Source organism: Streptococcus sp. SV2 (assembly GCF_030440175.1).
GTDB classification, from domain to species: domain Bacteria; phylum Bacillota; class Bacilli; order Lactobacillales; family Streptococcaceae; genus Streptococcus; species Streptococcus raffinosi.
Window position 1 is genome coordinate 26201 of record NZ_JAQFJQ010000011.1, and the last position, 21048, is coordinate 47248.

25 protein-coding genes, 1 tRNA gene and 1 other RNA gene are annotated in these 21048 nt (G+C 37.3%); 18 read left to right on the forward strand and 9 right to left on the reverse strand.

Going from position 1 to position 21048, the window contains the following annotated elements; genetic code table 11:
• The first annotated feature begins 6 nt into the window (after nt 1-6).
• The 4 genes from PCY14_RS09885 to PCY14_RS07020 are packed head-to-tail and all read left to right on the forward strand — an operon-like array spanning nt 7 to nt 2553.
• Nucleotides 7-189 (forward strand): hypothetical protein, encoded by a 183-nt coding sequence (locus PCY14_RS09885; protein ID WP_311043116.1) that lies wholly within the window; start codon nt 7-9, stop codon nt 187-189.
• A 45-nt stretch (nt 190-234) separates the two neighbouring features.
• Nucleotides 235-1212 carry a replication initiation protein gene (locus PCY14_RS07010; RefSeq protein ID WP_048788676.1) on the forward strand — a complete coding sequence of 326 codons (978 nt, stop codon included), beginning with the start codon at nt 235-237 and terminating at the stop codon, nt 1210-1212.
• A gap of 11 nt (nt 1213-1223) precedes the next feature.
• Complete coding sequence (locus PCY14_RS07015; protein ID WP_000369785.1) at nt 1224-1412, forward strand: DUF3173 domain-containing protein; 189 nt, start codon at nt 1224-1226, stop codon at nt 1410-1412.
• 1 nt (nt 1413) lies between these two features.
• The gene (locus PCY14_RS07020; RefSeq protein WP_003091984.1) at nt 1414-2553 is read left to right on the forward strand and encodes a site-specific integrase; all 1140 of its coding nucleotides are present in this window, start codon (nt 1414-1416) and stop codon (nt 2551-2553) included.
• An 86-nt stretch (nt 2554-2639) separates the two neighbouring features.
• Here PCY14_RS07020 and PCY14_RS07025 read toward each other — a convergent pair.
• The 3 genes from PCY14_RS07025 to PCY14_RS07035 all read right to left on the reverse strand — a co-directional run bounded on the left by PCY14_RS07025 (nt 2640) and on the right by PCY14_RS07035 (nt 4267).
• A tRNA-Lys gene (locus PCY14_RS07025) sits at nt 2640-2712 on the reverse strand.
• Nucleotides 2713-2908, reverse strand: a non-coding RNA gene (gene ssrS, locus PCY14_RS07030) — 6S RNA. It abuts the tRNA gene before it with no gap.
• A 90-nt stretch (nt 2909-2998) separates the two neighbouring features.
• Entirely contained in the window at nt 2999-4267 is a 1269-nt protein-coding gene (locus tag PCY14_RS07035; protein WP_301363324.1) for a replication-associated recombination protein A, read from the reverse strand.
• A 169-nt stretch (nt 4268-4436) separates the two neighbouring features.
• On the opposite strand from PCY14_RS07035, the gene rpmB reads away from it, so the two are divergent.
• The 9 genes from rpmB (at nt 4437) to nrdG (ending at nt 11427) form a co-directional block, all read left to right on the forward strand.
• The gene (gene rpmB, locus PCY14_RS07040) at nt 4437-4625 is read left to right on the forward strand and encodes a 50S ribosomal protein L28 (RefSeq protein WP_002885786.1); all 189 of its coding nucleotides are present in this window, start codon (nt 4437-4439) and stop codon (nt 4623-4625) included.
• Nucleotides 4626-4751: 126 nt separating this feature from the next.
• A complete protein-coding gene (locus PCY14_RS07045; RefSeq protein ID WP_002885737.1) occupies nt 4752-5018 on the forward strand; it encodes an IreB family regulatory phosphoprotein in 267 nt (88 codons plus the stop codon).
• Nucleotides 5018-5437: a Holliday junction resolvase RuvX gene (gene ruvX / locus PCY14_RS07050; protein ID WP_008536052.1), complete on the forward strand. Its 420-nt coding sequence runs from the start codon at nt 5018-5020 to the stop codon at nt 5435-5437. The genes PCY14_RS07045 and ruvX overlap by 1 nt, the downstream gene beginning before the upstream one ends.
• Nucleotides 5438-5543: 106 nt before the next feature.
• Nucleotides 5544-5849 (forward strand): DUF1292 domain-containing protein, encoded by a 306-nt coding sequence (locus PCY14_RS07055; RefSeq protein ID WP_002887079.1) that lies wholly within the window; start codon nt 5544-5546, stop codon nt 5847-5849.
• Nucleotides 5850-6141: 292 nt separating this feature from the next.
• On the forward strand, nt 6142-7791 hold the full coding sequence (locus tag PCY14_RS07060) for a hypothetical protein (protein WP_008536048.1): 1650 nt from the start codon (nt 6142-6144) through the stop codon (nt 7789-7791).
• Between the two features lie 98 nt (nt 7792-7889).
• Nucleotides 7890-10094 carry an anaerobic ribonucleoside-triphosphate reductase gene (nrdD, locus tag PCY14_RS07065; RefSeq protein ID WP_008536047.1) on the forward strand — a complete coding sequence of 735 codons (2205 nt, stop codon included), beginning with the start codon at nt 7890-7892 and terminating at the stop codon, nt 10092-10094.
• An 89-nt stretch (nt 10095-10183) separates the two neighbouring features.
• Nucleotides 10184-10315 (forward strand): hypothetical protein, encoded by a 132-nt coding sequence (locus tag PCY14_RS07070; RefSeq protein ID WP_021146612.1) that lies wholly within the window; start codon nt 10184-10186, stop codon nt 10313-10315.
• Between the two features lies 1 nt (nt 10316).
• Nucleotides 10317-10817, forward strand: coding sequence for a GNAT family N-acetyltransferase (locus PCY14_RS07075; protein WP_002887489.1), 501 nt, complete (start codon nt 10317-10319; stop codon nt 10815-10817).
• A gap of 4 nt (nt 10818-10821) precedes the next feature.
• Nucleotides 10822-11427, forward strand: coding sequence for an anaerobic ribonucleoside-triphosphate reductase activating protein (nrdG, locus tag PCY14_RS07080; RefSeq protein WP_008536045.1), 606 nt, complete (start codon nt 10822-10824; stop codon nt 11425-11427).
• A 35-nt stretch (nt 11428-11462) separates the two neighbouring features.
• Here nrdG and yaaA read toward each other — a convergent pair whose 3' ends face one another.
• From yaaA to PCY14_RS07110, 6 genes are all read right to left on the reverse strand, one after another.
• Nucleotides 11463-12194 carry a peroxide stress protein YaaA gene (gene yaaA / locus PCY14_RS07085; protein ID WP_008536044.1) on the reverse strand — a complete coding sequence of 244 codons (732 nt, stop codon included), beginning with the start codon at nt 12192-12194 and terminating at the stop codon, nt 11463-11465.
• 85 nt (nt 12195-12279) lie between these two features.
• Nucleotides 12280-13221, reverse strand: coding sequence for a YitT family protein (locus PCY14_RS07090; protein ID WP_002887485.1), 942 nt, complete (start codon nt 13219-13221; stop codon nt 12280-12282).
• Nucleotides 13214-14965: an aspartate--tRNA ligase gene (gene aspS, locus PCY14_RS07095; protein WP_021146613.1), complete on the reverse strand. Its 1752-nt coding sequence runs from the start codon at nt 14963-14965 to the stop codon at nt 13214-13216. The genes PCY14_RS07090 and aspS overlap by 8 nt, the downstream gene beginning before the upstream one ends.
• Before the next feature lie 109 nt (nt 14966-15074).
• A complete protein-coding gene (locus PCY14_RS07100) occupies nt 15075-15497 on the reverse strand; it encodes a hypothetical protein (protein ID WP_021146614.1) in 423 nt (140 codons plus the stop codon).
• 7 nt (nt 15498-15504) lie between these two features.
• Entirely contained in the window at nt 15505-16785 is a 1281-nt protein-coding gene (gene hisS / locus PCY14_RS07105) for a histidine--tRNA ligase (RefSeq protein WP_301363328.1), read from the reverse strand.
• A 303-nt stretch (nt 16786-17088) separates the two neighbouring features.
• The gene (locus tag PCY14_RS07110; RefSeq protein WP_002887481.1) at nt 17089-18201 is read right to left on the reverse strand and encodes a vitamin B12 independent methionine synthase; all 1113 of its coding nucleotides are present in this window, start codon (nt 18199-18201) and stop codon (nt 17089-17091) included.
• A gap of 223 nt (nt 18202-18424) precedes the next feature.
• On the opposite strand from PCY14_RS07110, the gene rpmF reads away from it, so the two are divergent.
• The 5 genes from rpmF (at nt 18425) to PCY14_RS07135 (ending at nt 21041) form a co-directional block, all read left to right on the forward strand.
• On the forward strand, nt 18425-18607 hold the full coding sequence (rpmF, locus tag PCY14_RS07115) for a 50S ribosomal protein L32 (protein ID WP_002885630.1): 183 nt from the start codon (nt 18425-18427) through the stop codon (nt 18605-18607).
• Nucleotides 18608-18622: 15 nt separating this feature from the next.
• Nucleotides 18623-18772 carry a 50S ribosomal protein L33 gene (gene rpmG / locus PCY14_RS07120; RefSeq protein WP_002262412.1) on the forward strand — a complete coding sequence of 50 codons (150 nt, stop codon included), beginning with the start codon at nt 18623-18625 and terminating at the stop codon, nt 18770-18772.
• A 64-nt stretch (nt 18773-18836) separates the two neighbouring features.
• Nucleotides 18837-19526, forward strand: a complete 690-nt coding sequence (locus PCY14_RS07125; protein WP_301363329.1) for a hypothetical protein — start codon at nt 18837-18839, stop codon at nt 19524-19526.
• Nucleotides 19527-19771: 245 nt separating this feature from the next.
• Entirely contained in the window at nt 19772-20563 is a 792-nt protein-coding gene (locus tag PCY14_RS07130) for a hypothetical protein (protein WP_021152674.1), read from the forward strand.
• A complete protein-coding gene (locus PCY14_RS07135; protein WP_042772021.1) occupies nt 20538-21041 on the forward strand; it encodes a hypothetical protein in 504 nt (167 codons plus the stop codon). The genes PCY14_RS07130 and PCY14_RS07135 overlap by 26 nt, the downstream gene beginning before the upstream one ends.
• Nucleotides 21042-21048 lie beyond the last annotated feature (7 nt).

The window sequence follows — 21048 nt, forward strand, 5'->3', positions numbered from 1 at the left end:
GAAGCCTTGGTGCTAGAAATTGTGTGGACAAGGGCAAAGGACGAGCCTGACGGGAAGTCAGGCGAAGTCCCGAAGACTGCCGTCCAGACAATTTCTAGCCAAGCAAAAGCTGGCTATTCTAACAGCCAGCAAAAAGGGACACTTAGGACAACGTCCAAAGAACGACGGAACGAGCAAACGTTGATTTGACAGTGTTTCTGAGACCTAAAAAATCTAAAAGAAGGGAGGACAATTTTGTTGGTTTCTATACAAGATTTAAGAAGCATTCAAGAACGATGTGAAATAGGAGAATTAGTACAGAGGTTAGATGTCAGTATTGATAGATTAACGGTTATCTGGGATACAGACACTGGTTCCCTAAGACGAATTTTCAAAAATCTGAAACAGGCAATAAGTACAAAAGTTGACTCATTTGAAATATATGATAATGTTCGAGATGATGTCTTTACTTTAGCTAAAGTTTTTAATGAGTATGATTCGATCAATATTATATTTTTTCAATTATCCACTTATGGAGGTGAACAATTAATTCGAATTGATTTCAATCCTAATACTTTAAAAGAATTTGATGGAATGAAAGTATGGAGGCAATTAATGTATTTTGCCAGATTGAATTCATTGATGGTACGTTTGTCTCGTTTTGATTTAGCATTTGACATTTTCAACAGGCCTGATATCGTTAATTTGCAACATATTAAAGGTGGTGTTACCCATAAGGTCTTCTATGGTCGAGGGGGCGAATTAGAGACGAAATATTGGGGTTCTAACGGTAGTAATGTACAAGTTAGGTTATATGATAAGAATAAAGAAATCATTGCTCACAAGCGCGAAGAGAAGCTAGATTTGGCTGTAAATCCGTTTTGGTGGAGACTGGAGTTCCAACTCAGAACCAAAGCGATTGGTGAGGAGATGGTCCAAGATATTATGAATCGACTTGATAATTTCGGATTTTATAAGCTAGAACATATTCGAGTAGAGCAAAGAGCATTTACAATTATCTTTCTCAACAATCCTGAACTGTTATCATTGGCTTTTCCAAATTTAAAATCAGACAGCATCAAAAAGAAAAAAACAAGAGTCCGCAAACTATTGAGAGAAGAAACGAACCAATTTGCGGAAGAATTAAAAGAAGTATTAATACAGAATCTCCCTAAATTAAATACAGAATTACAACTACTTGTAGGTGAGTTTCTGAATTTAGAAAATAAATAAGGAGGATAACTATGGACAATAATTTAATTAGTAACAAAGAATTAATTGAAATGGGCTATCGCCCTCATACAGCGAATGATATCATTCATCAGGCAAGAGAATTACTTGTATCACGAGGCTATACATTTTATAATCGCAAACGTTTGATGGTTGTTCCAAAAAGTGTTGTAAATGAGATTCTAGGAACAGAGGTGGCGTAATATGGCAAGTGTTCGTTATCGAAAGCGAGGAGATAGCAACTTATGGACCTATGAAATTCGTAACGAAGGAAAGACTGTTGCTCATAATAGCGGTTTTAAAACAAAAAAGCTTGCAGAGTCAGAAGCTGAACCGATTCTGCAAGAACTTCGTTTAGGGAAAAGAATTTCTAGAGATATTTCTCTTGTAGATCTATATCAAGAATGGCTTGAACTAAAAATTCTACCGAGTAGCAGGTCGGAAGAGACAAAGAAAAAATATCTTCTCCGTAAAAACACAATTGAAAGATTATTTGGAAATAAAAAAGTCACTCAAATTCGTGCGAGTGAATACCAAAGAATAATGAATAAGTATGGGCAAACAGTTGGTAGAAATTTTCTTGGTAGATTGAATACTGGAATCCATCAGAGCATCCAAATGGCAATTGCCGACAAAGTTCTAATAGATGATTTTACACAACATGTCGAGTTATTTTCATCCAAAGAACAACAGATGACCGAAGAGAAATATTTGCATACAGAAAAGGACTATCTGGATTTACTTTTAGCAGTAAAGAGAAAATTTGATTACCAACGATCAATTGTTCCTTATATCGTCTATTTTCTATTAAAAACAGGGATGAGGTTTGGAGAGTTAATAGCGTTAACTTGGAATGAAGTTGACTTTGACAGAGGACTGTTAAAAACATATAGAAGGTTTAATACCCTTTCTCATAAATTTGTCCCTCCAAAAAACAAAACGTCTATTCGTATGGTACCGATAGACGAAGAATGTATTAAGATATTACAAGTCCTAAAAATTGAACAAGAGAAGGCTAATAAAGAGCTAGGTATCAAGAACAGGTATAAAATGATTTTTCAGCATTATGGATATATTCATATGGTACCAGATATTGCTAGTGTCAATAAAGCTTTGAGTGTTCTTTTAAATGAATTAGATATTTATCCAATTATCACGACAAAAGGAGCACGTCATACCTATGGAAGTTACCTCTGGCACAAAGGATTTGACCTTGGGGTTATTGCAAAAATTCTAGGGCATAGAGATATTTCAATGTTAGTAGAAGTATATGGACACACTTTAGAGGAGAAAATTTTTGAGGAATTTAATCAAATCAAAGATGTCTGGAAAGATTGCTCATAAAAAAATATGGGGCAAATGATGGGGCAAATCAGTTATAGACAAGCAAAAAAGCCTTTTAAATCAAGGCTTTTTCTTCTGTATTTCTATGCCCCCTACAGGGCTCGAACCTGTGACCCATGGATTAAGAGTCCACTGCTCTACCAACTGAGCTAAGGAGGCTGGATGCTGTATTGGTACCGATGATCCACGGTTTGTATTGAACCCGCGACGTAAAAAAGCAGGTGGGCGACTCGCTACTAACTTAAGTTGCTTCTGGGTGAGCCAGCCTGCACACTGTTAATAGACCTCTGTCTCCCGATAATACAAAAATTAGTCGGTCAACACTTATATGTGGATTCGTATACCACAGCAATTTCTATGCTCCTATGATACCACTTTTGAAAATTATTGCAAGAGGAAAAGTCAATTTTTTTGCAATCGTTTTCGTTAGCACCTATCTCGCTTGTTATTTTGACAGCTTATCGATTCGCTCTTTGTTAGCTCCAAGAGCTCTCTCATATTTCCCAGTCTCATTCGGTTGGAAATAATTGACGTCTCTTAGTTTATCTGGAAGGTATTGTTGCTTAACCCACTTTTCGGGATAAGCATGTGGATATTTGTAATCTTGCGCATTTCCTAGTTCCTTACTTCCTGCATAATGTCCATCTCTCAAATGACGAGGAATCGGTAAATTTCCAGACTTTCTAAGATCTGCCAGCGCAGCGTCCATTGCCACATAGGCCGAATTTGACTTAGGTGATAAAGCTAAGTCAATAACCACATTTGCAATCAAAATACGTGCCTCCGGAAAGCCTACTTTCTGCGCAGCTTCCAAGGCTGTGACAGTATGAACCTGTGCATCTGGATTAGCTAAACCAATATCCTCGTAAGCAATCACAGTTAACCGACGTGCTAGGCTTGGAAGGTCTCCTGCTTCAACCAAACGTGCTGCATAATGAAGACTGGCATTGACGTCAGAGCCTCGAATCGATTTTTGCAAGGCAGAAAGCACATCATAGTGCCCATCACCATCTTTATCCATGGTGATATAACTACGTTGCAAACTATTCTCAACGGTATCTAAAGTAACATGGCGCTCCCCACCTTCTGAAGGTTGAGTTGACATAACCGCCAAGTCCAAGGAATTGTAGGCCGAACGTAAATCGCCATTGGTAGCTGTAGCTATGAAATCTAGAGCATCATCATCTAACTGGACATCAAAATCAAACCCACGTTCTCGATCTTCCAAAACACCCTGAATAGCTACCTTAATATCCGTATTGGAAAGGGGTTCCAATTCAAATATTTGTACCCGACTACGAATGGCTGGAGTCACAGAAAAAAATGGATTCTCAGTTGTAGCCCCAATCATGATAATTTTACCGTTTTCTAACAACGGCAATAAAAAATCTTGCTTAGCTTTATCCAAACGATGGATTTCATCTAGGAGCAGAACCAAACCACCTGAAAACTTAGCTTCTTCTGCAATTTCCTGCAGCCGTTTCTTGCTATCAACAGTTGCATTAAAGGTTCTAAAAGCAAATTTTGTTGTTCCTGCAATAGCACTAGCTATTGAGGTCTTCCCGATTCCTGGTGGTCCGTAGAGAATCATTGACGACAGCATATTCGCTTCTACCATACGGCGAATAATTTTACCTTCACCAACCAAATGCTTCTGACCAATCACCTCTGAAATTGTACGTGGACGCATGCGTAGAGCAAGATTATCTGGCATCTTCTCTCCTTTTTCAACTGATTTTTTCTTATTATAATAAGCATATACTATTTTGTTATAAAAAGAAATTATAAATAGTTCTTGTCAAACCTAAATTCTTATGATAGAATGTTTTGGTATGTGGTGCTAGCACATCCGTAATAAATTCTACCTAGGAGGAAAACACGAAATGGCTAAAGTATGTTACTTTACAGGACGTAAAACTGTTTCTGGAAACAACCGTTCACACGCTATGAACAAAACTAAACGTGCCGTTAAACCTAACCTTCAAAAAGTTACTATCCTTGTTGATGGTAAACCTAAAAAAGTTTGGGCTTCAGCTCGTGCGCTTAAATCTGGTAAAGTTGAACGCGTTTAATCTTATTGGATATTAAGAGAGATGACTTCAGTCGTCTCTTTTTTTGTTCATCGTCTTTCCCTTTTGGCTATACTTATGTTATAATAAAGAACTAACAGATAATTCTTATAGAAAGAAGGTGTCAGTATGGGATTTACAGATGAAACTGTTCGTTTCAACCTAGACGACGGTAGCAAAGATGAAATCAGTAATACTTTGACAAATGTCTACCGTTCGTTGGCTGAGAAAGGTTATAATCCTATCAACCAAATTGTCGGTTATGTTCTGAGCGGTGACCCTGCTTATGTTCCGCGTTATAATGACGCCCGTAACCAGATTCGTAAATACGAACGTGATGAAATCGTTGAAGAACTCGTTCGCTATTATCTTAAAGGAAATGGAATTGACCTCTAATGCGAGTAATGGGACTTGATGTTGGCTCAAAAACAGTGGGGGTTGCTATTAGTGATCCTCTCGGTTTTACAGCCCAAGGCGTCGAAATTATCAAAATTGACGAAGAAGCTGAAGAGTTTGGTTTCGACCGCCTCGGTGAACTCGTTAAAGAGTATAAAGTAGACAAGTTTGTCGTTGGTCTTCCAAAAAATATGAATAATACTGAAGGCCCTCGTGTCGAGGCAAGCAAAGCTTATGGTAACAAAATTAAGGAAATCTTTGGAATTCCTGTAGATTACCAAGATGAGCGCTTAACAACTGTTCAAGCAGAACGTATGCTGGTTGAGCAAGCAGATGTCAGCCGTGGTAAACGCAAAAAAGTTATTGATAAATTAGCCGCCCAACTTATCCTGCAAAACTACCTCGATCGAATGTTTTAAGAAACTACAATAGAGTCCGATAGTCCAATGCCAGTCTAGTAAACTCATTGTCGAGTATATTAGCTTTACCTAACTATTTGGCTCTTGCTTCAATAAGGAGAACAATATGTCACACAATCACGATCATAACCATGACCATGAAGTCATTACCTTAGTAGACGAACAAGGAAATGAAACTCTTTTTGAAATCTTGTTAACTATTGATGGACGTGAAGAATTCGGAAAAAACTATGTTCTTTTGGTACCAGCCGGTGCAGAAGAAGATGCTAACGGAGAGATTGAAATTCAAGCTTATTCTTTCACTGAAAATGAAGATGGTACCGAAGGTGACCTTCAACCAATCCCTGAAGACTCAGATGCTGAATGGGATATGATTGAAGAAGTCTTCAATAGCTTCATTGATGAGAATTAAAAAGTATTGACGAACATACTGAATTATTTTACCAATTTTGTTCATTGTCTAACTTCTATCAAGTTGACTGAGGGTTTGACAACTATAACTATGCAGGTGAAATCACATCAGTTACTAGGAGAGAAAGGATTGAGATTTTGTTCTCAATCCTTTTTTAGTAATTATTAATTTAATTTAAGAAATTAGAGAGAAATTGACTAAATAGTATTATCTGATATACTGGAAATAAGACAATCAGGGGATTATTTCCTTTTATTCATAACTTTCCAAATAACAATAAAGGAGTCTAATTGTGAGTCAATATAGCGAAGACAATACTTTACAATCGGGTAGCTATCAGGGCTACCATCGAAGCCACCATCAATCTCATGCAAATGATGAGAAACAAGATGAGAAAATTGAAGTAGCAATTCAAGGGCATACAAATGAATCGAGTTCTTCTCTGAAAGATAAAGCCCCTATAACTGCGATTCCATGGAAGCATAAGAGTCACATTCTCATTCTTAGTCTGATCTTGAGCATTTTTAGCATCTCAGTGCCTTGCTTTACAGACTTTGCAAATAGTATGCAGTCCCAAAACCTTTACATTGCAAAGATGTTTGCCAATGGCAGCCTACCTTACTCTGACTTTTTTACAACGGGTGGCTTCTTCTATTATTTCTTAGTTTCCTTAGCTTTTCGCTTGGGATCAACACTTTGGCTAATTCCCATACAGTTTCTTACCTACTATCTTTCTGGTAGTTTTCTTTACAAGACTGTCATGCACATGACAAGTAAGAAGGAAATTGCTACTTTCATTAGCTTTATTTTCTTCGTAATTAATGGAACGCTTGGTTTTGGCGGCCTCTACCCTATCCAATTCGCAATGCCATTTGTCCTTGGAGCCATTTTCTTCTTGACCCGTTACTTTGCTGGTCACAGTCGTGATGAAGCTTTTATTCTTTACGGATTGGCTGGCACTGCTGGAGCCTTCTTTGAAGCGCGAACACTCATTTTTTGGATATTGTCACTAGTGACAATTTTCGTTTACAACCTTGTCAACAAGCACTTTTTCCGTGGTTTTTACCAAGTCCTCTGTATAATTTTTGGTAATATTCTGGTACTGTATCTATGCCTTTACTTTATTTTAAATTTACAGATTACATCAGACTATATCAACCAAGTGTTGATCTACAGCTTTACACATCTTGCTGTAGAAAATAACGACTATCTGTTAACCCTAGTTTATCAAATCTTTGCCGTTCTAGGATCTGGACTACTTATTGGTGCCGTAACTACAGGTAATCATCTTCTTGGTGAAGCTAAAGATAAAAGTATCAAATGGGTACTGCTCATTAGTTTTGTCTTTACAGTAGTTTACAGCTTATTTTCTCGAAGCTTTGGTCTTTACAGTATTCTCAACATAGTACCTTATGGCCTTGTTCTGACTGCGCTTTCGTTAGATGATGCTACTAAAAAAAGAGCTGAACGCACCTCTCACAGACGTCGTAATGTTAGCCAGATTCATGCACTTAAAGTTTTTGGTATTTTCCTCAGTCGAAACTATTTCTTACCACTACTAGTCTTTGCATTTGCTTTTGCTATGCCAATCATCATGTTCCTATTTAATTTAGAAAATAATGCTGAACGCAGTACTGTCGCAAATTATATCGTTAAAAAAACTAAGAAAGACGAAACCATCTACGTCTATGATTCTACAGCAAAAATTTATTTGGATAGTGGTCGTAAATCAGCTTCACAATTTGTTCTTCCAGAACTCAATACAGCAAAATCTAGCCATAAAAAAGCTATCTCAGATACACTTATCCAAGATTCTGCACAATATATCGTTGTCCAAGAAAACACTCGCTTACCTTCCGATGTTAAATCAACGCTTTCTAAGAACTATAAAAAAGTTTCTATGAAGGGGATTGAACGATATACTCTTTATGTTCTAAAATAACTCAAAAAATCAATATATAGTGGTTGGAATAAAAATATACCACAATATATTGATTTTTTTCTGCCTAGTGCTATAATTAGTAGCGAGGTGAATTTTAGATGATAACATTAGAAAAAGAAAAGGTTACTGTCAACCCCGATATCAAAGTCATCAAACGTGATGGACGTATGGTTGCCTTTGATTCAAGTAAGATATATGAAGCTATTCTCAAAGCTAGTGATGCTATTACACCTGTTACACCTCTAATTGAGGTTAAATTGGAGAGTATTGCCAATCGTATTGTGGCTGAAATCAATGATCGCTTTTCTCAAAATGTCAAGATATATGAAATTCAGAGCATTGTAGAGCACGAGTTGCTCTCAGCCAACGAATATGCTATCGCTCAAGAATATATTAACTATCGTACCAAACGTGATTTTGAGCGTTCTCAGGCCACTGACATCAATTTCACCATTAACAAACTCGTCAATAAAGACCAAGCTGTTGTCCACGAAAATGCCAATAAAGACAGCGACTTATACAATACACAACGTGATTTAACCGCAGGAATTGTTGGAAAATCTGTAGGCCTTAAGATGCTTCCTTCACATGTAGCAAATGCCCATCAAAAAGGAGACATCCACTTCCACGATTTAGACTATAGTCCTTACACACCTATGACCAACTGTTGTTTGATTGACTTCAAAGGCATGTTGGCAAATGGGTTTAAAATTGGTAATGCGGAAGTTGAAAGTCCCAAGTCCATTCAAACTGCAACTGCACAAATTTCACAAATCATCGCAAATGTCGCCTCTAGTCAGTATGGTGGCTGTACAGCGGACCGTATTGATGAGTTTTTAGCTCCATATGCTCAATTAAATTATAAGAAGCACTTGGCCGATGCTGAGGTTTGGGTTGCTGAAGATAAACGAGAAGATTATGCACGTGCTAAAACGCGTAAAGATATCTATGATGCCATGCAATCTCTTGAATATGAGATTAATACCCTTTTCACATCGAATGGACAAACTCCCTTTACCTCTCTCGGTTTTGGTTTGGGAACCAACTGGTTTGAGCGTGAAATTCAAAAAGCTATTCTACAAGTTCGTATTTTAGGACTTGGGTCAGAACATCGTACAGCGATTTTCCCTAAGCTTATTTTCACCCTGAAACGTGGACTTAACTTGGAACCTGAGTCACCTAACTATGATATCAAACAGTTAGCTCTTGAATGTGCGACCAAGCGAATGTATCCAGATGTGCTTTCATACGATAAAATTATTGAATTGACAGGTTCCTTCAAGGCTCCTATGGGATGTCGTTCTTTCCTACAAGGGTGGAAGGATGAAAATGGTGTTGAAGTTAACTCTGGACGAATGAACCTTGGTGTTGTAACCCTTAATCTTCCTAGAATCGCTTTAGAGTCTAAGGGTGAGAAGAAAAAGTTCTGGGAAATCTTTGAGGAACGAATGGGAATTGCCAAAGATGCTCTCGTCTATCGAGTTGAACGTGCCAAAGAAGCTACACCTGCCAATGCACCTATCCTTTATCAGTATGGTGCTTTTGGTCAGCGTCTAGGTAAATGCGACAGTGTCGACCAACTTTTCAAACATCGCCGTGCAACCGTATCACTTGGTTACATTGGACTTTATGAAGTAGCATCTGTTTTTTATGGTAGCGATTGGGAAACTAATTCAGAAGCCAAGGCATTTACTTTAGCTATCGTTAAAGCTATGAAAAATGCTTGTGAAAATTGGTCGGACGAATATGATTATCATTTCTCTGTTTATTCAACACCATCAGAAAGTTTGACTGATCGTTTCTGTCGCCTGGATACTGAAAAATTTGGTATTGTCAGTGATATTACAGATAAAGAATATTACACCAACTCCTTCCACTACGATGTTCGTAAAAATCCAACACCATTTGAAAAGTTGGAATTTGAGAAAGATTACCCAGAAGCTGGGGCAACTGGTGGATTCATCCATTATTGTGAATATCCAGTCCTCCAACAAAACCCTAAAGCACTTGAAGCTGTCTGGGATTTTGCCTACGACCGTGTCGGCTATCTTGGTACTAATACTCCAATTGATAAATGCTACAAGTGTGACTTTGAAGGGGATTTCACTCCAACAGAACGTGGATTCATGTGCCCTAACTGTGGCAATACAGATCCTAAAACAGTTGATGTCGTAAAACGCACATGTGGTTATTTAGGAAATCCACAGGCACGCCCAATGGTTAAAGGACGCCACAAAGAAATCTCAGCCCGAGTCAAACATATGAATGGCTCAACTATAAAATATGAAGGAAAACATATCTAACATATCATAGGAGATGTTATCACAAACTAGAAGCAGCTGGACGATACCCTCCAACTGCTTTGCTTATTTCATTTTTAGAAAGGAATAGCATGGGAAAATATCAATTAGATTATAAAGGTATGCAGCAAGTGGAACGTTACCACGAAAAAAATGCAACCGTCAAAAATAATAAAAAAGCACGTGTCCAGGCTCTTTTGAAAAAAGCTGGAAAGAAGAAATAAGATGATTTTACGCCGACCAAGTCAAGCAGATAAAGAAGCTATCTTAGAAATGATGGATGAATTTGAAAGAGAGCATTCTGCCCATGACGGTGGATTTTGGAATGCAGACAACTTTATTTATGAAGAGTGGCTAGAAGAAAATTTTCAGGCAGAAGCAGGACTCAATATTCCTGAAAATTGGGTTCCTGCTATCCAGCTGGTTAGCTTCAACGAAGTAGGTCATGCTCTTGGCTTTCTCAACCTCCGTCTCCGATTAAATGACTACTTACTAGAAAAAGGTGGTCATATTGGCTACTCTATCCGTCCGTCTGAAAGAGGTAAGGGATATGCTAAAGAATCTCTCCGCCAAGGCTTGCAAATGGCCAAGAAAAAGAATATTACTAGAGCTCTAATAACCTGTAATATCGAAAATTTTGCTAGTCGTGCTGTTATCTTAGCCAATGGTGGTCAGTTGGAGAATATTCACAATGAAACTGAGCGCTATTGGATAGATTTGGAGTAGAATTATGACATGGAATACACCAAAACCTCAAGAATGGAAGTCTGAAGAACTTAGTCAAGGACGCATTATTGACTACAAAGCTTTTAACTTCGTCGATGGCGAAGGGGTGCGTAACTCACTTTATGTCTCTGGCTGTATGTTTCATTGCGAGGGATGTTATAATGCTGCCACCTGGTCCTTTAAGGCAGGGATGCCCTATACTAAAGAACTTGAGGAACAAATCATGCAGGACCTAGCTCAACCTTACGTACAAGGTCTCACGCTACTGGGTGGTGAACCCTTCCTAAACACAGGAATTCTCATTCCCCTAGTCAAACGAATTCGTGAGGAACTCCCGGAAAAAGATATTTGGTCTTGGACTGGTTATACTTGGGAGGAGTTGATGCTTGAAACTCCTGATAAGATCGAGCTTCTTCATCTCATTGACATTCTCGTAGATGGACGCTTTGACATTACTAAAAAGAACCTTATGCTTCAGTTTCGAGGATCGTCTAATCAACGTATTATTGATGTCAAAAAATCTTTTAATCAAGGAGAAGTCGTTATTTGGGACAAGTTAAATGATGGTCAAACTAACTATGAGCAAGTCGATCGTAAAGATATGATATAAAGAAAAGTCTGAGTTCAAAAAACTCAGGCTTTTTTCTAAACTATTTTAACAAAGAACAGCTCATGCTCAGAGGATAAATCTTCACGATAGTGAAACTCATCAAAGGATAATTTTCGTAAGTCATCAATGGTTTGACAATTTTCTTTCATTACAGCCGTCAAAAAAGCCCCTCTAGCTTTTTTAGAAATCGTTGAATGTGTCTTAAGAAGACCATTACGGTCTTCCATAAAACTAACTGTGAATAACTGCTTACGAAGAGCTGGACTAAAGACATCTTCAAATTCACTTGAAAGTAAAGAAACAACTGGAACTTGACTCTCTTCTAGGAATTGATCATATTCAGCACGCCAGTAGTTTTTTAAGGACCGACCATTAACCTTAACCTTCGTATGAAAGTCATGACGATGTTCTTGAATTGAATAAAAAGCTGGAATAATCCCATAAAAAGAAGATGTAATAAATACCTGTTGGCTTAAAAAATCTTTTTCACATGTGGATAAGTCACTACGTTTAATATGGCGATACATCAAGCCATTAAAAAGCTCTATTGCAGGATAGCTCCTTGCTTCCCCAGCCAACATTCTATCCCAGCGCTGCTTCTCTTTCTCAGCCTGCTCAGGCTTTATTTTATAAGCTGTGGATAATTCTTCTGTGGATAACTTTGCCATTTCTTTGAGAATAACCACACTCTTTTCAGAAATCTTCTGATACGGAACTTCATTGAGGGTCTTCATTTCTTTTGCAGTTGGAATCAAAAATCTAATCATACTGTTATTGTAAGGTCATGTAAACATTTCGTCAAGAATTCTCTCTAGTAAAAAAGAAGTCAACAGACGTCAACTTCCTTTTTACTTAGTCATCTAAATCAACAAAACGACCTAGAATATGTACATTTTCAGCAATAGAAACAAATGCTTTAGGGTCTGCTTTTCTCATGTAATACTTAAAATCAGTGTACTCTTCACGGGTAATAATAGTCAGCAAAACTGCTTTTTTTTCATGATTATAAGTACCTTCCGCATCATTGATCATTGTTACTCCACGGTGGAGTTTCTTCTGAATCATTCGTACAACTGGATCAGGATTACTTGTAACAATCATAGCCTGCATTTTCTTTTGCTTAGTAAAAATCGCATCCGTTACTCGGCTTGAGACAAAAATTGTCACCATTGAATACAGGGCATATTTCCAACCAAAAAGTATACCGGCAAAAATCATGATAATCCCATTGACAATCAGAGAGATATTTCCCACATCACGACCAGTTTTCTTACGAATGGTAAGGCTGACAATATCCGTACCTCCACTTGAAATACGAGATTTCAAACCAAATCCAATACCTGTACCCATAACCAAGCCACCGAAGATAGCATTAATCAAAGGATCCTCAGTCAAGGTAACATGAGGCATTACCTGAATGAACAGGGAGCTCATTGTTACTGTAATGAAGGTGAAGATAGTAAACTTATGGCCAATTTTATTCCATGCAAGAATCAAGAGCGGAATATTAATAGCATAAAAAGTCAATGATACAGGAATCTCAAAACCAAGAGTTCTAACACTCAATGCTGATAAAACCTGTGCCAACCCTGTTGCCCCACTTGAATAGACGTGACCTGGTTGAAAAAAGAAATTCACAGCGATTGATGATAAGAGTCCGTATAGTAACGATGCTGAGACCTTCTCAGTATATTTTTCACGAGAAATACTACGAATAGCCTGCCAAACACCTATCTTCTTCGCAGATTTTTTCGCTACAAATTTAACATGTTTGTGAAGACGTGTTTTATTCATTTTCTAATTCTACATGAAGAGCAAGTTCTTCCAACTGTTTATCAGCCACAAGACTTGGAGCCTGAGTCATAGGATCTGATGCCTTATTATTTTTAGGGAAGGCAATCACCTCACGAATATTATCTTTACCTGCAAGAAGCATAACAAAACGGTCAAGACCGATAGCCAAACCACCGTGTGGTGGGAAACCATAGTCCATAGCTTCAAGAAGGAATCCAAATTGCTCGTAGGCTGATTCTTCAGAGAAGCCAAGGGCTTTCAACATACGTTCCTGTAGGTCTTTATGATTGATACGTAGGCTACCCCCACCAAGCTCATAACCATTCAAGACAATATCATAAGCCACAGCACGTACCTTAGAAAGATCCCCTTCAAGATTTGATGCAGACTCTTCTGTTGGCAAGGTGAATGGGTGGTGAGCAGACATATAACGTCCTTCTTCTTCAGACCACTCAAACATTGGCCAATCAACAACCCAAAGGAAGTTGAACTTAGTGGTATCAATCATGTCAAGTTCTTTAGCAATTTGATTACGTAAAGCGCCAAGTGTATTATTAGCAACTTCAAGAGTATCTGCTACAAAAAGGACTAAATCATTCTCTTCAAGTTGTAAAGCATCTGTCAACTTACCTTCAATACTTGTCAAGAATTTAGCAACTGGACCTGCTAGAGCACCATCAGTCATTTTAACCCAAGCAAGACCTTTAGCACCAAATTGTTTAGCAAACTCTGTCAACTTGTCAATGCTTTTACGTGAGTACTTATCTGCATTTCCTTTGACAACAATTGCCTTAACAGCTGGTGCCTCAGCAAACACTTTGAAGTCTACACCCTTTACAATATCTGTCAAGTCTTGTAAAAGCATATCAAAGCGTGTATCTGGCTTATCGGATCCATAGTTATTCATGGCATCATCATAAGACATACGTGGGAATGGCAGTGTGACATTAATTCCTTTAGTTTCTTTCATAACCTTGGCAATCAATCCTTCTGTAATATCTTGGATTTCTTGCTCATTAAGGAATGATGTTTCTAAGTCAACTTGTGTAAACTCAGGTTGACGGTCTCCACGCAAATCTTCATCACGGAAACACTTAACAATTTGATAATAACGGTCAAAACCAGCATTCATCAACAATTGTTTAGTGATTTGAGGACTTTGCGGAAGAGCGTAAAAATGACCTTGGCTAACACGACTTGGCACCAAATAATCACGTGCACCTTCTGGTGTTGATTTTGTCAACATTGGTGTTTCGACATCGATAAATTCCAAGTCATCAAGATAATTACGAATAGCGTGAGTTACCTTAGCACGAAGCTTAAAGTTTTCCAACATTTCTGGACGACGAAGATCCAAGTAACGGTAACGCATACGTGTATCATCACTAGCCTCAACACCATCTTTGATTTCAAACGGTGTTGTTTTGGCAGTATTAAGGATTTTGAGGTCTTCAACTTTTAGTTCAACAGCACCTGTAGGCAAGTTGTCATTAGCTTGTTCACGTGCTTCAACTGTTCCTGTTACTTCAATAACAAATTCGCTACGTAGGCTCTCGGCTGTTTCAACAACAGCTGCATCTGCATTTTCAGGGTTAACAACCAATTGCATCAAACCTTCACGGTCACGAAGGTCAATGAAAATCAAACCTCCGAGGTTACGACGACGAGATACCCAACCTTTCAAAGTAATAGTAGTTCCGATATGTTCGCTTCGAACACGTCCGGCATACATAGAACGTTTCATAATTACACTTCTTTCGTTAATTTTTTAGTCTTAACTATTATAGCAAAAAGCCCATCAAAACCCCACCCATTTCGGGTTAGAATTTTAATAGACTTTCTTTTTTATCAAACTATTTACCAAATTGTTTCAACAAATCACTAGTATCTACGTAATCTTCAGCAAATTCTTCAAAATCTTCAAAACGATAATCAGCAGTCTCTAAATCAAGTAAGCTATTCCATCGGAAACCATAAACATCTTCAATAATAACACTAAGTTCATCAGTTTCTTCATCTACCTGCCACCCTAAATAACGTTCCTGAGTTTCAAAACTTAAGACCACATCTTGGCAATCTTGACGCCAAACTTGGCCAAGTAACTGTTGACACATTGCATGATCACTTGCAGGCTCGTCATTAAACCAGGTAATTTCATGTTTATCCAGAAGAGCAATCAACTGCCAAAACTGTTGTTGAAAGTGAATAGGCATACTACGATTAAAAGCCAAACTAAAGTTTTCACTTCGTTTAAGCATATCAACTATACTAACCATAAGCCTCCTACTTTTCTAATTGGTCCAGAACTGCTGCAAAATTCTCTGTTAGCTCCTCAAAACTTACAGTTACTTCCTCTCGAGTGGTATTATTTTTAACACTAACCTGACCTGACTCTAATTCACTCTCACCTAAGGTGATGACAGTTTTAGCCTTAAAGGCATCTGCTGACTTAAATTGTGCTTTAATCTTGCGTCCAAGGTAATCACGTTCGGCCTTAAATCCTTGATGACGGATAGCTTGAGCTAACTCGAGTGCTTTACCATTGGCTTCTGAACCTAGAACTGCAATGTAGACATCCAAACCTTCTTCTACAGGAAGAGTAATACCTTTTTTATCAAGAACCAAGAGCAAACGTTCCAAACCAAGTCCAAAACCAAAACCAGCTGTTTCTGGACCACCAAAGTACTCAACCAAACTATCGTAACGACCGCCCGCACAGATTGTCAATTCAGACTTATCAATAGTAGTGATAAATTCAAAAATCGTGTGATTATAGTAATCTAGACCACGTACCATGTTGGTATCAATCACGTAAGGAATGTTAAGACTCTCAAGCATGGTACGCACTTCGTCAAAATGAGCTTGGCTTTCTTCATCTAGATAATCAAGGATAGATGGAGCATTTTCAACTGCAAGCTTATCTTCTTTTTCTTTTGAATCGAGCACTCGCAAGGGATTTTCATCCAAACGACGTTGACTATCTTTTGATAAACTCTCACGCATTGGTGTCAAATAGTCAATCAAGGCCTGACGATAAGCCAGACGACTTTCAGTATTTCCAAGACTATTCAAATGAAGGGTAACATCCTTAATTCCAAGCGTATTAAAGAGTTGATAGGTCATAGCAATGGTTTCAACATCTGTTGCTGGATTTTTTGATCCAAAGCACTCTACCCCCAATTGGTGGAACTCACGCAAACGACCTGCCTGAGGACGTTCATAACGGAACATTGAACCAATATAATATACTTTAACAGGTTTTTGAACCTCTGGCGCAAAAAGTTTATTTTCTACATAAGAACGTACAACGGGCGCTGTTCCTTCCGGACGCAGAGTGATGTGACGATCTCCCTTATCATGAAAATCGTACATTTCCTTAGTCACAATATCAGTTGTATCACCTACTGAACGTGAAATAACCTCATAATGTTCAAACATAGGTGTACGAATCTCACCATAATTGTATTTTTTAAATGTTTCACGTGCAACATTTTCCACGTACTGCCATTTGGCACTATCAGCAGGCAAAATATCTTGCGTGCCCTTAGGTTTTTGAAGTTTCATAATAATGATACAGACCTCAAATGGGCCTGCCCTCCTTTTCCGTTATTACAGATATAATCACTCTATTCTAACATAAATTGCATGGCATTTGGGAAATGGTCGAGGATTTTTGAAAGAAGAAACAAAACTCCCGGTATGTATAATGGTTAATCTTACTCATCAACAAATAAGTAGTGAAATTATGAGGGGCTCTCCTTTTTCCAAAAACCTATAGAATTCTTTGTTTTATCTCTTTGTCTTCCATGATGCCTTTCTTGCTATTAAAAATAGGACAGGCTAACCCCATCCTATACACTTGTTCTATTATGACCAAACTTTATCAGTAATTGATTTAATCAGTTGCAACTTATTCCACTCATCTTGCTCTGTCAAAATATTACCTTCTTCAGTCGATGCAAAGCCACATTGAGTTGAAATACCGAGGTTCTTAAGTGGTACAAGATTTGCTGCTTCATGGATACGAGCAATAACAGCATCTACATCTTCCAAAGCAGGATCCTTAGAAGTAATCACACCAAGGACCAATTCAACATGATCACGATTATTCCAAATTGTTGGAAGTGGAGCGAAGCTACCTGAACGCGCATCGTCGTATTCCAAAAAGAAGATATCATAGTTTAATTGACCAAGATATTTAGCCACTGAATCATAGCCGCCTTCAAAAAGGTATGTAGATTTAAAGTTTCCACGGCAAATATGTGTAGCCAAAGTCAAATCTTCTGGAAGACCTTCTAAGGCTTTGTTGATAGTATACACATCGTCTTCAGCAATTTTTGCCAACTCAGCTGTTTTTTCAGGATTATTTTTTTCATTCTCAAACTGTTGAATCAAATAACCCCAAGTCGTATCATCCAACTGTACATAACGTGCACCCAAATCGTAAAAATGTTGGATGGTATCATGGTAAGCTTTAGCCAAATCATCAAGGAAATCTGTCCATGAATCATAGTAATCAGCATAAAGATCACTACGGTGGTCACGATTAATGATGAGTGATGGACTTGGAATAGTTACTTTTGGAGTAATTCCTTCAGGAGTCACTGATTTAAGATATTCAAAGTCGCGATAGAAAGGATGATTAGGGTTTTCAGCAATCTTACCATTGATACGAACGTTGGTTGTACGTGTCTTAGCTCCATGGAATTTATATGAATCTTCTTGTTGATAGGCTTCAAAACCAGTCAAATTCCAAAGGAAGTCAAGATGCCACCAAGAACGACCAAATTCACCATCAGAGACCACTTGAAGACCATTTTCCACCTCATGGTGTACCAAATCTTTAACCAACTCATCTTGTACTTTCAACAATTCATCTTGAGAAATGTCCCCATCTGCAAATTTTTCACGTGCTTCTTTTAAAGCTTGCGGACGAAGGTAAGACCCAACATGGTCAAAATGATAATGTACTTTACTCATATCTATTTACTCCTTTTGATTCTCTTACTATAATAATCCTATTCTAGCACTTACAGTTATAGCTGTGAAATATATAAATATTATCCATTGATATAGCTATTAACTATGAGACTTCCTAAAAAGTTTTTTGTCAAGTAACTTTACTTTACAAAAAAGATATGTTATTCTGTTATAGTTGATTTAAAATCAAGAACATAAATATTAATTCGGAGGAAATAAAGAAATGGCAGTACCTGCACGTCACACTTCAAAAGCGAAGAAAAACAAACGTCGTACACACTACAAATTGACTGCTCCATCAGTACAATTTGACGAAACAACTGGAGATTACTCACGTTCACACCGTGTATCACTTAAAGGATACTACAAAGGACGTAAAATCGCTAAAGCTAACGCAGCTAAATAATAGAAGGGAGATACCATGCGCGTAAATATTACACTTGAACACAAAGAATCTGGTGAACGCTTGTACCTTACTTCAAAAAACAAACGTAACACTCCAGACCGTCTTCAATTGAAAAAATACTCACCAAAATTGCGTAAACACGTAATCTTTACTGAAGTAAAATAATTGAATTAAAAACCATGAAAATAAGATTTTCATGGTTTTTCTATTACTCAAAGAGGATCTCCCTATGACAAAAATAGAAACGTTTAGATGGCGTATGTGGCATATTTACCTCCTTATTTTTATAACCATTCTACTTACAGGTACAGTCATTCGCTATGGTTATAGAATTCAAGCTGCTTATTCATTAGACGATAGACTTTACGACTATACTAATAAAAAAGTTTCCATAAAATCCTTTCAAAACATCAAAATTGGAAACTTTAACGTTTTGGGTGTTCAGTTTGGAAATGAAAAAGCACTTGAGAGAAGTCAATTAGCCGTCGGTCGCACCTATTTAGCCTTCCAAGAATCAAGGTATAAACTACCTAAACACAAGAAGAACTCTAAAAATTATGATATTATCCACTATTATAAACTCGGTAAAGACACTGGAAAAGGACATACCATTAATGTACTCGACCTCGCTAAAAAACTAGGGTATGACTATCCCGGTTCCATGGATAATACCATGTACTCAGATGGTAAAGATGAGTTCGTTAAATTTTCATCTTATGACAACAAAAAGGTATTCTATGTTAATTTACGAACCCATAAGGCAACTAAAACCAAACCAACGATAGTCAGTCAATACCACGGATTTACTAAACCTTACCGCTATCTCCTTTCAAAGGATAATTTTTCTATAGGTAATAAAGATGACCCCCCTCACTATCAACTCCATGCCCCTTATTTGGACCAAAGAAAGAAATTTTGATGATTACAAAGATCAAGGTGATAACGAATACAGTGACCAATCTCTCAAAAAAAGATTTAGCCTAATTATCGTAACAACTGATTCACTTAATTTGGATGACGCTATTAAACTACAAAAAGAGTTAACGCCAGATAACGAGGATATCTATTGGTATTTTACAAGTACTAATACAACTACTGGACGACTCGAGGAAGTTAAAAGTCAAAAAGATTACAACCTACTAGTTAAGGAGAGTCATAACTAATATGGTAAAAAATAGCTTCAAATACCTTAAAATCACTATGCCCTTTATTTTATTATTGACCATGATTGCCATCTTTTTCTATCACAATGCTCAAGAAAATATTAAAGGATTTTATAAAACTCGTGGATTTCAAGGAAAAGTACAAATAGTAGGCATCGGATGGGCAGATAAAATTACTTATCGTATGAATGAAGAAAATGATGTTAAACATTACCTGATTTTCCATATTGACTATCAAGAAACCATTAATAACAAAAAAGTACATGTAAAAACTCAACTGCCTCTCCATATTCAAGATTTACTCTATCCTTACATCGCTAGCCCAACAGAAAGCGACTCAGATTCTAATCGCCAAAATAGTGAATATAAGATTTTACCTGATGACAGAGAATATTGGGACGATTTTGTTAAAAAGTCTATTAAAATCAACCCTAGAAATAAAAAATTTATCAGTGGTATCTCCAAAGCTTTAAGGAGCGAGAACAATTTGAAAAATATTATTGTTCAGATTGAACCTGTACCAGACACAACGCTCTATTCTTATAAAAAAGAACATTCTAAAGCGCTAGGTGGCTATTATGATTTTTCACTTAAAGATGCTCTACGAAACAAAAAACTTACTATCCGATTGAGTTTTCCTTCTGGTTCCACTTCTAAAGAAATTGACTTACATTCTCAATTAGAACAGGTACTTAAAAAATCAGAATTACCAGATGGATGGTATATCTTAAAGCAAAAAAACGACTTCCCAAATGAGGTACATATTGATGACAATCAAATTAGAAGTAAATGAAGAAAGAACTCAGAGAGATTTATCTGAGGAAGAATGGTCTTTCCCTATTTGGAGATGGGCGGCTTTTTCACTATTTGACACTCTAATCCTAGTCAGTCCTTTGACAAGAGAATTGATTTATCCTGGGGGGAGTGATTCCCGTTCTTACCTAGGGAAATCATTGGGTAACTTAATGCTGGATGATACACAACGCTTCATCTTTATTATTATCATCTTAACTCTGTTACTACCTGCTTTTGCATTAATCGTAGAAAGCCTATTATTTTCAAAAGGATATCTTCTACTTTCAATGATATGCAGCTGTTTAATTTTTGTTAGTGCGACAGTCTTATTTGTCTATAGTCTCAGTATTGTCCCAGATTTTTGGAGCATTACTATTTATAGTTATATGCTCTACTTACTCTTCAACATAATGAGCTACCTAAGAAAAATTAATAGAATTATCAGTCTTAGGAAAAATGGAACCAAAACATCATAACCTCTAT